Source organism: Streptomyces sp. S3(2020), assembly GCF_013044505.1.
Classification (GTDB): domain Bacteria; phylum Actinomycetota; class Actinomycetes; order Streptomycetales; family Streptomycetaceae; genus Streptomyces.
On record NZ_JABERD010000283.1, the window covers coordinates 1 to 10,380 of the forward strand.

At 70.1% G+C, this 10,380-nt stretch carries 11 protein-coding genes, 1 tRNA gene and 1 pseudogene; 5 read left to right on the top strand and 8 right to left on the bottom strand.

Translation table 11 applies throughout. The features are described 5' to 3' along the window. Nucleotides 1-654, top strand: a pseudogene (locus HLK59_RS44595) (AMP-binding protein); the annotation flags it as partial. A 54-nt stretch (nt 655-708) separates the two neighbouring features. Here the strand turns inward: HLK59_RS44595 and HLK59_RS44600 are convergent. The 6 genes from HLK59_RS44600 to ehuB form a co-directional block, all read right to left on the bottom strand. Next, nucleotides 709-782: transfer RNA gene (locus tag HLK59_RS44600), tRNA-Lys, on the bottom strand. Between the two features lie 99 nt (nt 783-881). Continuing rightward, nucleotides 882-1,640, bottom strand: coding sequence for an IclR family transcriptional regulator C-terminal domain-containing protein (locus tag HLK59_RS44605; RefSeq protein WP_171147390.1), 759 nt, complete (start codon nt 1,638-1,640; stop codon nt 882-884). A 205-nt stretch (nt 1,641-1,845) separates the two neighbouring features. Next, nucleotides 1,846-2,631 carry an ectoine/hydroxyectoine ABC transporter ATP-binding protein EhuA gene (gene ehuA / locus HLK59_RS44610; protein ID WP_206328337.1) on the bottom strand — a complete coding sequence of 262 codons (786 nt, stop codon included), beginning with the start codon at nt 2,629-2,631 and terminating at the stop codon, nt 1,846-1,848. After that, entirely contained in the window at nt 2,621-3,271 is a 651-nt protein-coding gene (gene ehuD / locus HLK59_RS44615; RefSeq protein WP_171147391.1) for an ectoine/hydroxyectoine ABC transporter permease subunit EhuD, read from the bottom strand. Before ehuD ends, ehuA begins: the two co-directional genes overlap by 11 nt. After that, nucleotides 3,268-3,966: an ectoine/hydroxyectoine ABC transporter permease subunit EhuC gene (gene ehuC / locus HLK59_RS44620; protein WP_171147392.1), complete on the bottom strand. Its 699-nt coding sequence runs from the start codon at nt 3,964-3,966 to the stop codon at nt 3,268-3,270. The genes ehuD and ehuC overlap by 4 nt, the downstream gene beginning before the upstream one ends. Next, nucleotides 3,963-4,880 carry an ectoine/hydroxyectoine ABC transporter substrate-binding protein EhuB gene (gene ehuB / locus HLK59_RS44625; RefSeq protein WP_171147393.1) on the bottom strand — a complete coding sequence of 306 codons (918 nt, stop codon included), beginning with the start codon at nt 4,878-4,880 and terminating at the stop codon, nt 3,963-3,965. The genes ehuC and ehuB overlap by 4 nt, the downstream gene beginning before the upstream one ends. 47 nt (nt 4,881-4,927) lie before the next feature. Here ehuB and HLK59_RS44630 point away from each other — a divergent pair, with 47 nt between their 5' ends. Then, nucleotides 4,928-5,422, top strand: a complete 495-nt coding sequence (locus HLK59_RS44630; protein WP_171147394.1) for a DUF3830 family protein — start codon at nt 4,928-4,930, stop codon at nt 5,420-5,422. On the opposite strand, the gene HLK59_RS44635 is transcribed toward HLK59_RS44630, so the two are convergent. Together HLK59_RS44635 and HLK59_RS44640 are read right to left on the bottom strand one after the other, a co-directional pair. Next, nucleotides 5,403-6,788: an amidase gene (locus tag HLK59_RS44635; protein WP_171147395.1), complete on the bottom strand. Its 1,386-nt coding sequence runs from the start codon at nt 6,786-6,788 to the stop codon at nt 5,403-5,405. The two genes, HLK59_RS44630 and HLK59_RS44635, sit on opposite strands and share 20 nt — an antisense overlap. 27 nt (nt 6,789-6,815) lie before the next feature. After that, entirely contained in the window at nt 6,816-7,763 is a 948-nt protein-coding gene (locus HLK59_RS44640; protein ID WP_171147396.1) for a D-2-hydroxyacid dehydrogenase, read from the bottom strand. Nucleotides 7,764-7,895: 132 nt separating this feature from the next. On the opposite strand from HLK59_RS44640, the gene HLK59_RS44645 reads away from it, so the two are divergent. The 3 genes from HLK59_RS44645 to HLK59_RS44655 all read left to right on the top strand — a co-directional run. Next, nucleotides 7,896-8,696 carry an aspartate/glutamate racemase family protein gene (locus HLK59_RS44645; protein WP_171147397.1) on the top strand — a complete coding sequence of 267 codons (801 nt, stop codon included), beginning with the start codon at nt 7,896-7,898 and terminating at the stop codon, nt 8,694-8,696. Further along, on the top strand, nt 8,693-9,424 hold the full coding sequence (locus HLK59_RS44650; RefSeq protein ID WP_171147398.1) for a decarboxylase: 732 nt from the start codon (nt 8,693-8,695) through the stop codon (nt 9,422-9,424). Before HLK59_RS44645 ends, HLK59_RS44650 begins: the two co-directional genes overlap by 4 nt. 217 nt (nt 9,425-9,641) lie before the next feature. Further along, nucleotides 9,642-10,380: MsnO8 family LLM class oxidoreductase (locus tag HLK59_RS44655; protein ID WP_346779966.1), on the top strand; the 739-nt coding region annotated here is incomplete at its 3' end.

Below are 10,380 nucleotides of genomic sequence, written 5' to 3' on the forward strand. Positions count from 1 at the left end.
CACAAGGAGTGTCCGGCGGCCCTTTTCGACCCGGCCGGGCAGTTGCTCAACGGCGACGAGGCGATAGGGGAGCTGGTCAACCAGGGGCCGAACCCCTTCGAGGGGTACTGGCGGAATCCGGAGGCGGAGGGGGAGCGGCGGCGCGAGGGCTGGTACTGGACGGGGGACCTGTTCTGCCGGGACGGGGACGGGTTCCTCTACTTCGCGGGCCGCACCGACGACCGGCTGCGCGTCGACAGCGAGAACCTGGCCGCCGCGATGATCGAGAACATCCTCGCGCGCTACGAGGGTGCCGGCGCCGTCGCCGTGTACGCGGTGCCGGATCCGGTGACCGGGGACCAGGTCATGGCGGCGGTCGCCGGGAGCTTCGACCCGCTGGGGTTCGCCGCATTTCTGGCCGCGCAGCCCGATCTCGGCACGAAGATGGCACCCCGGTTCGTCCGGGTCGTGGAACGGATGCCGGTCACGGCGACGAACAAGATCCACCGCGCACTGCTGAGAAAAGAGGGCTTCCACTGCCCGGACCCGGTCTGGTGGCGCCCACCCGGCGAACGGACATACCGCCCCCTGACCCCCAAAGACATCGAAGGACCCCTCGCTCCCACGAGTGGCCTTTCTGAGGCGCGCGGGGGATTCGACCCCCGGCTTCGCTGATGCTGTGCCTTCATGCCGAAGGGCCCCTCGCTCCCACGAGAGGCCCCTCTGAAGTGCGCCGCCAGGGACTCGAACCCCGGACCCGCTGATTAAGAGTCAGCTGCTCTAACCAACTGAGCTAGCGGCGCATAACTCTCGCCAGCTGCATTTTCTCCTGCTTCGCGGCTGGCGACGAAGAAAATACTACCCGGTCCTGAGGCGTGCTTCTGACCACCGGCGGGTGGGGTTCAGATGGCGAGGCTCAGCAGGACCGGCGCCGCGTTCCTGTTCAGCGCGTCCGCCGCCTGCCGGAGCCGGTGGGCGTGCTCGACCGGGAGGGAGAGGGCGAGGCAGCCCACCGAGGAACCCGCGGTGATCGGGACGGCCGCGCAGACCGTGCCCACCGCGTACTCCTGGAGGTCGAGGTGGGGCACCGTCGGCGGCTGGGACTCCAGACGGGACAGCAGGAGCTTGTCGCTGGTGATGGTCCGCGAGGTGAGGCGGGCCATCTTGTGCCGGGAGAGGTGGTCGCGGCGGCTGTTGTTGTCGAGCTGGCCCAGCAGGCTCTTGCCGAGCGCGGTCGCGTGGGCGGAGTAGCGGAAGTCGACCCACTCGTTGACCACCGGGGTCGTGGGCCCGTCCGCGTACTGCGCGATGGTGACCTCGCCGTCCACGTACCGGCTGAGATAGACGGCCGCCCCGACCGAGTCGCGCAGCCGGTCCAGCGTGCGCTGGAGTGTCTCGCGCAGGGCCTGCTCACGGTCATGGGCGGAGCCGAGGCGGGTCAGCGCGTCCCCCGTGACGTACGCGCCGTCGGCGACCTGCTCGACGTAGCCCTCACGGCGCAGCATCCTCAGGAGCGTGGTCAGTCGCTCCGGGTCGATGTTGGTCTGCCGGACGAGCTCGGTGTCGGTGATTCCGGTGGTCTGCCGCGCCACGGTCTCCAGGACGCGTAGCGCGTCCTGAGCCGAGTGGTACGGCGCGGTCGGCTCGTGCTTCAGCGCCACGGTGTTCCCCCTGCGCTCAGTCGCTCTACAACTGGGGCCGTAATCCGGACAGCGAATCCTCTCTACGATAACGGGCAAGAGGCTTGAAGTGAGGGCCTGTTGACGAGATTCCATCCCTCTCAGCAGGGACGCTGACCTCCTGGCATATGCCAAAGTCATGCCCCATCGACGGGACCTCGCAAATCGGGCCCTTCACCTCTTGTAGTCAGAGCACCGCACTGAGAAATTCCCGCGTCCGGTCCTTCGCCGGCTCGCTGAAGATCTGCTCCGGCGGACCGGACTCGATGATCCGCCCGGAGTCGAACATCAGGACCTGGTCCGAGATGTCCCGGGCGAAGTTCATCTCGTGGGTCACACAGAGCATCGTGATGTCGGTGGTGCGGGCGATGTCCCGGAGCACGTCCAGGACGCCCGCGACCAGCTCCGGGTCCAGCGCGGAGGTCACCTCGTCCAGCAGCAGCACCTTCGGCCGCATCGCCAGCGCCCGCGCGATCGCCACCCGCTGCTGCTGGCCGCCGGAGAGCTGGGAGGGACGGGCGTCGCACTTGTCGGCCAGGCCCACCAGGTCGAGCAGTTCGCGGGCGCGCGCCTCCGCCTCGTCCCTGGACATGCCGAGCACGGTGACGGGGGCCTCGGTGATGTTCCTGAGCGCCGACATGTTCGGGAACAGGTTGAACTGCTGGAACACCATCCCGATCTGCTTGCGGATCTCGCGGACCTGCTTCTCCGGCGCCGGGAACAGCTGCTGCCCCTCGACCGTGATGATCCCCTCGTCGGGCTCGGTCAGCGTCATCAGCAGCCGCAGGATCGTGGTCTTGCCCGACCCGGAAGGACCGATGAGGGTGACGTGCTTGCCGGCCTGGACGGAGAAGTCGAGGCGGTCGAGGACCGTGTTGGTCCCGAACCGCTTGGTCACGTTCTCCAGGCGGATCAGCTCGCCGGGACTCTGCCGGTCGACGGGGTTGTTCTCGGGCTGAATGTCAGTGGACAAGACGACGCTCCAGGGCTCGCACGAGAAGGGAGGCCAGATAGGCGATGAGGATGAAGGCCACACCGATCACGGTCAGGGGCTCGGTGAACTGGAAGTGCTCCTGGGAGAAGAGCCGCGCCTGACCGAGCATGTCGAGGACGGTGATCGCCATCAGCAGCGGTGTGTCCTTGAGCATCGCGATGACGTAGTTGCCGAGCGCGGGCACGACCCGGCGGATCGCCTGCGGCAGGATCACCACCCGCCATGTCCTGGCCACCGGCAGGTTCAGCGCCGTCGCCGCCTCCCACTGGCCGACGGGCACCGCCTCGATGCCGGCCCGGTAGACCTGCATCGTGTACGTCGAGTAGTGCAGACCGATCGCGAAGACACCGGTCGTCAGCGCCGAGAACGTCAGCCCCCACTCGGGCAGTACATAGAAGAGGAAGAACAGCTGCACCAGCAGCGGTGTGTTCCGCACGAACTCGGTGACCGCGCCCACCGGCCAGGTCACCCACCGGGTCGGCGCCCGCATCAGCAGCGCCCACACCAGGCCCAGTACGAAGGAGATCACCGAGCCCAGCGCCAGCGCCTGGAGGGTGACCAGCAGCCCGTCCCAGAACTGCGGCATGAAGTCGCCGACCGCTTCCCAGTCCCACTTCACGCGACACCACTTCCCTCGGGCACCCGCACGGCCGCCGTCCGCCGCGGCGCCTTGCCCACCCCCGACTTCAGCCTCTTCTCCAGGCCGCGCATCAGACGGGTGAGAGCGAAGGCGATCACGAAGTAGACGACCAGCAGATACGTGTAGATCTCCTGGCTCTCCTGGAGCGCGAGGCGCACCAGGTTGCCGCTGAACGCCAGATCGCCCATGCCGATGACCGACACCAGCGCGGTGCCCTTGAGCAGCTCGACCAGCAGGTTGGAGAACGGCGGGATCATCTCCGGCACCGCCTGCGGCAGCAGGATCAGCCTGAGGCGCTGCCAGGGCGTGAAGCTGAGCGCGATCCCGCCCTCCTTCTGCGCCGGGTCGACCGCGTTCAGGGCGCCGCGCACGATCTCCGAGCCGTACGCGCCGTACGTCAGCCCGAGCGCGAGCGTCCCCGCCCACATCGGCACCAGCTGCCAGCCGAAGGCGAGAGGCAGCACGAAGTACACCCAGAAGATCATGATCAGCGCCGAGGTCCCGCGGAACACCTCGGTGTAGAAGCCCGCGAGGAAGCGCACGATCCACCGCCGATGGGTGCGCGCGACACCGACGACGAACGACACGGCGGCCGCCAACAGCGCGCTGAAGAACAGCAGTTGGACGGTCGTCCACACGCCCTTGAGCACGAGTTCCCAGAGTCCGGTGGTCATCCGCCCGCACCTCCGCCGCACAGTTCCTTCGCGGTGAGGTTGGTCATCTCGGCCTGCGTGAACCCGAAGGGCCGCAGGATCCGGAACAGCTCCCCGCTCTTCTTCAGCTTGCGCAGCTCCACGTTGAAGGCGTCCCGCAGCTTCGTCTCGGTCGGCCGGAACGCGAACGCGCCCCCGTCGACATGCGGCTTGCCGTCCACGAGGGGTGCGAAGGCTTTGGTGGCCTCGGTCCTGGCCGACTTCTTGACGACCTCGCGGGTGGTGAGCGCCGTACCGGCGAAGACATCGGCCCGCCCTGCCTCGACGGCGTTCAGCCCGGCGACCTGGTCCGGGACGATCAGGATGTCGCTCTCCTCGTACCCCGCGTCGACGGCGTACTGGATCTCGGCGTATCCGGTCCCGGTGGCGAACCTGGCCTTCTTCTCGACGACGTCCTGGTAGTCGTGCAGCCCCTTCGGATTGCCCTTGCGCACGATGAACGAATCGAGCATCTGATAGTCCGGGTCGGCGAAGATGACCTGCTCACAGCGCTCGGCATTCACATACATCCCGGCGGCGACGACATCGAACTGCTGTGAGTTCAGCCCCGGAATGAGCGAGCCGAACTCGGTGGGCACGGGCTGTACCCGGTCCACGCCCAGCCGCTTGAAGACGGCCCTCGCGAGTTCGGGCGCCTCACCGGTCAGCTCGCCGTCCTTGTCGATGTAGCCGAAGGGGATCTCGCCGGCTATTCCCAGCCGTACGACACCTGCCGCCCTGAGGCGTTCGAGCAGATCACCGCCGTCCTCCGTCGAAGCCGTGGCCACCCGCGAGCAGCCCGCCGCCCCCAGCGTGCCGAGCGCCGCCACCCCCGCGAGCAGCGATCGGCGTGTGGTGCGAGGTGTGTCTCTGTCGTTCCGAATCGGTGGAGCCATGGCGGCGCGGCTACCCGGGAGCATGCGATGTATGCACTATGGAACGCATGGCTGACCGCTACGTCGAAGTCTCGCTGGTCAAGCGGGGAATCACCTGTACGGCAAAGCTGCTGACCGACCGCGCGCCCGTGACCTGCGCGGCCGTCTGGGATTCCCTGCCGCTCACCGGCGACGTCTACCACGCGAAATACGCCCGCAACGAGATCTACGCCCTGTTCCCACCGTTCGCACCAGCAGAGCCACCCCTGGAGAATCCGACCGTCACCCCCATCCCCGGCGACCTCTGCTACTTCTCCTTCGCCGGCACCGAACTCGGCACCACGTCCTACGGCTACGACCGCGAGGTCCGCGCGGGCACGACGGTGGTCGACCTGGCGCTCTTCTACGAGCGCAACAACCTCCTCCTCAACGGCGACGTGGGCTGGGTGCCCGGCATCGTCTGGGGACAGGTGGTGGAAGGGCTGACGGAGATGGCCGAGGGGTGCAACGACCTCTGGCGGTCCGGGGCGTCGGGGGAGACGCTCAGTTTCCGCAGGGTGTGACCTTCTCCAGCGCGCGAGCCGCCCGCAGCACCAGATCGTCCCGGTGCCGGGCGGCCACGATCTGGAGTCCCACCGGCAGCCCGTCGCCGTCCACCCCCACCGGGACGGACGCGGCCGGCTGCTGGGTCATGTTGAAGGGGTACGTGAACGGCGTCCACCCCGTCCACCGCCGGTGCCCCGAGCCCTTCGGCACCTCCGCGCCCGCCTCGAAGGCGGTGACCGGCAGCGTGGGCGTCACCAGCAGGTCGTACGACTCGTGGAAGCGGCCCATCCGGCGGCCGAGGTCCATGCGGACGTCGACGGCGGCGAGATAGTCCAGCGCGCTGTACCGCGCCCCGAGCCCGCAGATCTCCCGCAGCCCCGGATCGAGCGACTCCCGCTGATGCGGCCCGAGACGCTGCGCCACCCGAGCCGCCCCGCTGAACCACAGGGTGTGGAAGGCGTCCACCGGGTCGGTGAGGTCGGGGTCGGGCTCCTCGACGTACGCGCCGAGCCGGGCCAGCCGTTCCACCGCCCGCCGCACCGCCGCCGCGACCCCCGGCTGCACCCGCACCTGACCGCCGAGGGAAGGCGAGTACGCGATCCGCAGCCCCCGCACGCCCCCCTCGACAACTCCCCGGAAGGACACGGCACTTGCCCCCAGCCCCGACCAGTCCCGCGCGTCCGGCACCCCGATGACGTCCAGCATCAGCGCCGCATCGGCCACGTCCCTGGTCATCGGCCCCACATGCGACAACGTGCCGAACGCACTCGCCGGATACAACGGCACCCGCCCGTACGTCGGTTTCAGCGCGAAGATCCCGCAGAAGGCCGCCGGGATGCGCACACTGCCGCCCCCGTCCGTGCCCAGCGCCAGCGGCCCCGCGCCGAGCGCCACGGCCGCCGCCGCGCCGCCGCTGGAACCGCCCGCGGTGCGCGAAGGGTCGTGCGGGTTGCGGGTGACCCCGGACAGCGGCGAGTCCGTGACGCCCTTCCAGCCGAACTCCGGTGTCGTCGTCTTGCCCAGGAACACCGCGCCGTGCTCGCGCAGCCGAGCGACGGAAGGGGCGTCCTCGTCCCAACGGCCCTTCTCCGAAAGGGTTCTGGAGCCCCTCAGGGTCGGCGCCCCGCGCATCAGCAGGATGTCCTTCACCGTCACCGGAACGCCGTCCACGAGACCGGCCGGTTCACCGCGCCGCCAACGGTCGGTGGAGGCCCGCGCCCGCTCCAGCGCCTCTTCCCCCGTCAGCCGTACGAACGCGTTCACCTCCGGCTGGATCCGCTCGGCCCGTTCCAGGGCCGCCCGGGTCGCCTCGACGGGGCTGAACTCGCCCTCGCGGTAACCGTCGACGAGCTGCGCTGCGGTCAGTTCGGTGAGCTCCGTCATCCGCCCCTCCGGCTTGTTCAGAGACCTTCAGTGCCCTGGTACGTACCCGCGCTTCTTGTCGACCACGTTCAGCAGTGGCTTGCCCGCCGCCCAGCGGTCGTACAACTCCAGGAACTGCGAGCCGAGTTCGTCCCGCCAGCCCACCGTGTCGCCGCTCATGTGCGGGGACACGATCAGATCGGGGACCTGCCACAACGGGCTCTCGGGGCCGAGGGGTTCGTGCTCGAAGACATCCAGGGCCGCACCCGCGATCCACCGCTTGCGCAGCGCGTCCACGAGGTCCTCCTCGACGACGAGCCGGCCACGCCCGACGTTCACGAACCGCGCCGACGGCTGCATCACCCCGAACCGCCGGGAGTCGAACATCCCGTACGTCTGCTCGGTCAGCGGCGCCGCCGCGATCACCCAGTCGGCGCGGGCGATCAGCCGGTCGAGGTCGCCCGGGCCATGGATGCCGGTGCGCGGGGTGCGCCCGACGACGGCCGTGGTGATCTCAAGTGCCTTCAGGGTGCGGGCGATCGTCCGCCCGACGGGCCCCGAGCCGACGATCACGGCCCGCGTCCCGGCCACCCGCCGCGACTCCCGGTGCCGCCACACACCCGCCCGCTGGAGGTCCAGCGTCCGGGGCAGGTCCTTCGCCATCGCGAGGACCAGCGCGGCGACGTACTCCGCGATGGGCTGGTCGAAGACGCCGCGCGCATTGGTCACCACCGTGTCGGACGCGACGAGTTCGGGGCACATCAGATGGTCCACACCCGCGCTCGCCGTGTGCACCCAGCGCGGCCGCGGCCCCTCGCCCGGCCAGGCCGCGCGCACCGCGTGCGAGGTGAAGTCCCAGACCAGCAGGACATCGGCGGACGGCAGCCGCTCGGCCAGCGTCGAGGCGTCCGTGTGCTCGACGCGGACGCGGCCGGTGAGACTGCCGAGGCGGGGGAGGGGATCGGCGTCCAGGACGAGAAGGGTGGGGGCGGTCATCCGAAGCCGTTCCTCCACAGGCGTCTGACATGGGCGGATTGACCACGCTCGCACCCGAACCTACCTTCGTCAACACGGGCGTGCGCACGGTCCGTTGTCCCCCTGTCTCTCCCCGTGAGGCCGGTGTCTGCCATGGACGTCTCCTTTCTGGGCGGACCGCGCCCCCAGCGCGGTGTCGGTGTCGTCGCCCCCTTCGACTTCGCGCTGGACCGCGAGTTGTGGCGCTGGGTCCCGGACGAGATCTCGCTCCACCTCACCAGGACCCCGTACGTCCCCGTCGAGGTCAGCCTCGACCTGGCCCGTCTCGTCAGCGAGCACGAGACGCTCCACGACGCGGTGCGCACCCTGAACGCCGTCGCCCCCGAGGTCGTCGCCTACGCCTGCACCTCCGGCAGCTTCGTCGGCGGGGTCGTGGGGGAGCGGGCGATGTGCGAGGCGATGACGAGGGCGGGCGCGGTCCCGGCGGTCACGACGTCCGGCGCCCTGCTGGAGGCCCTGACCGACCTCGACGCACGCCGGGTGGCCCTGGTCACGCCGTACACGGTGTCGGTCACCCGTGCCCTGGAGGAGTACGTCGCGGAGGCGGGCGTCACGGTCAGCGGCTGTGCCTTCATGGGCCTGACCAGGCACATCTGGAAGGTCCCGTACCGGGAGGTCGTCGCCATGGCCCACAAGGCGGTCCGCGGTCACGCCGACGCGCTGTTCATCAGCTGCACCAACCTCCCGACGTACGACGTCATCCCGCAACTGGAGGCGGAACTGCGCATCCCGGTGCTCTCGGCCAACCAGGTGACGATGTGGGCGGCGCTGCGTCGGCTGGGTACCCGGGCGGTAGGGCCGTATCAGGCGCTGGTCGATCCGGCGGCGCGGTGCGGCCCTGTGTTCCCGCAGGCGCAGCAGCCGGAAGAAGAGCAGCAGGAAGGCCGGTCATGACCGCACTCGGATTTCTCTACCCGGGCCACTCCGCCGAGGACGACTATCCGCGCATCGAGCAGCTGCTGGGCAGCGACATCCGCCTCGACGTGGTCCACACCGACATCGGCGAGGACGCCCACCGCGAGGACGCCCTGCTGAAGATGGGCTCGCCCGAACGGCTGGCCGCGGGTGTCGAGGAGCTGCGCATGGCGGGCGCCGACTCCGTGGTCTGGGCCTGCACCAGCGGCAGTTTCGTCTACGGCTGGGAGGGCGCCCTTGAGCAGGTGCGCGGCCTCGCCCGCACGGCCGGTCTGCCGGCCTCCTCGACGTCCTTCGCCTTCGTGCACGCGGCGCGCGAGCTCGGGGCGCGGCGCGTCGCGGTCGGGGCGACCTACCCGGACGACGTGGCGGCGTTGTTCGCGGAGTTCCTGCGAGCGGGAGGCCTGGAGGTCACCGGGGTGCGGGGCGCCGGGATCATCACGGCGGCGGAGGTCGGCACCTGGGGCGAGAAGGAGCTCTTCGCCCTGGCGAGGTCGGCGGACACCTCCGATGCGGACGCGATCCTGTTGCCGGACACGGCCCTGCACACGGCCGCGCACCTCCCGTCCCTGGAGAGCGACCTCACCAAACCGGTCCTCACGGCGAACCAAGTCACGGTATGGGAAGCCCTCCGCCTGGCGGACCGCAGGGTGAACGCACCGAGGCTGGGCGCCCTGTTCACCAAGGAACCGATCGTCCAGGTGTAGAAGCTTCTTTCGCCCCCGCTTCGGCCCTGAAGGGGCCTCGTCCTCAAACGCCGGACGGGCTGAAAAACTCAGCCCCTCCGGCGTTTGAGGAGCGGGGTCTGGGGCGGAGCCCCAGAAGGATGGGACGGGTAGGGGCGGCGGGGGCGAAGGAATAAACCGGAGCCCCCCTCCTGTTATGGCCGAACGGACACCGCACGGCGAAACGCAGGAGGAACACGTGGCGGCAGACGAAATCCGAGGCACCGCACAAGGCACCGCCCCGGTCCCCCTCTCCGTACTGGACCTGGTCACGGTAGGCGCCGGCCGCACCGCCACGGACGCCCTGCGCACCAGCGTCGACCTCGCCAAACTGACGGAGTCCCGCGGCTTCCACCGCTACTGGGTGGCCGAGCACCACTCCATGCCGGGAGTGGCTTCCTCCTCCCCCGCCGTGATCCTCGCCCACCTCGCCGCCCACACCACCCGCATCCGCCTCGGCTCGGGCGGCGTCATGCTCCCCAACCACGCCCCGCTGGTGATCGCGGAACAGTTCGGCACCCTGGAGGCGATGGCCCCCGGCCGCATCGACCTCGGCCTCGGCCGCGCCCCCGGCACGGACGGCGCCACCGCGGCCGCCCTCCGCCGCACCCAGACCCTCCACGAGGGCGCCGACGACTTCCCCGAGCAGCTGGTGGAGCTGACCCGCTTCCTGGACGCCGACTTCCCCGACGGCCACCCCTACCGCCGTATCCACGCGGTCCCCGGCCCCCTCCAGTCGCCGTCCCCCGGCGCCCTCCAGTCCCCGCCCCGCCCCCCGATCTGGCTCCGCCGCCCCTCCGCCTTCACCCCCCCCCCCGCCGGCACCCTCGGTCTGCCGTTCCCCCTCGCCCACCACTCCCCGGCCCACAACACCCCCCCGCCCCGCGACCCCCACCCGCACTCCCTCCGCCCCGCCCGGGCACCGACGGACACGTCCC